Annotated in this window: 1 pseudogene; it reads right to left on the bottom strand. The window is 48.0% G+C overall.

What is annotated here, in order from left to right:
• Window positions 1-120: 120 nt before the first annotated feature.
• Window positions 121-264 (bottom strand): annotated as a pseudogene (locus tag ACRPFF_RS11545) (ribose-phosphate pyrophosphokinase-like domain-containing protein); the annotation flags it as partial.
• Window positions 265-343 lie beyond the last annotated feature (79 nt).

Genomic DNA, 343 nt, shown 5'->3' with positions numbered 1-343 from the left:
CGGAGATGTGTATAAGAGACAGGACGACAGCCGCGTCACCATGGATTTCTGCCTGAAAGAACTGCTTAAGGAAGACTTCGACACCATCGGCGTCGCNGTACTGCACGAAAAAATCAAAGCCAACAGTTCGACGGCAACTTCGCCGTCTGAAAACTTGGATACGGAAGCATTGCCCAAAGAAATGTCCAAATGCCTGACAACACGTTGTGCCAATTCGGGATTGGCATTGCCTGTAAATACCATCAAACTGTCGTACGCAGCCATATTCTCACCTGATTTTATGTAGGGCGAACGCAGGAAAATGTTTGCCAAATGGGTGCGGGCCTGTTCATTATACACATCT

This window comes from Neisseria sp. SLRRB23 (assembly GCF_050896295.1).
Taxonomy (GTDB): domain Bacteria; phylum Pseudomonadota; class Gammaproteobacteria; order Burkholderiales; family Neisseriaceae; genus Neisseria.
Note: the sequence above shows the minus strand (reverse complement) of the source record. Positions and strands in the feature narration are given on the sequence as shown.